Source organism: Mesorhizobium sp. M2D.F.Ca.ET.226.01.1.1, from assembly GCF_004022705.2.
Lineage (GTDB): Bacteria > Pseudomonadota > Alphaproteobacteria > Rhizobiales > Rhizobiaceae > Mesorhizobium.
Window position 1 is genome coordinate 1 of sequence record NZ_RZOY02000141.1, and the last position, 279, is coordinate 279.

1 pseudogene is annotated in these 279 nt (G+C 63.4%); it reads right to left on the reverse strand.

The features are described from left to right. Nucleotides 1-279: pseudogene (locus EN869_RS34125) on the reverse strand (transcriptional regulator); the annotation flags it as partial.

The following is a 279-nucleotide window of genomic DNA, read 5'->3' on the forward strand; positions in this document are numbered from 1 at the left end:
GTGGGCCTGGGCCGCATTTGACGCGCAGGCCCACGAATCGAACGGGCTCAGCCGCAAACCCTGCTTGCTCCATTCTATCGCTCGCTCCGCTTCACCGCTCCATCCGAGAATGACGCGGCCAAGGATGTAGGTCAGGGCAGATGACGGGCTGATGGCGAGCGCGACTTCCAACGCCGCGAACGCAGAGGCGCGATCATGCGCATCCATTCCGATGGAAAAGCCGGCCCATGTGAGTGCCAGCGCATCATCCTGTCCGTAGACGATGGCCGACCGCGCGTA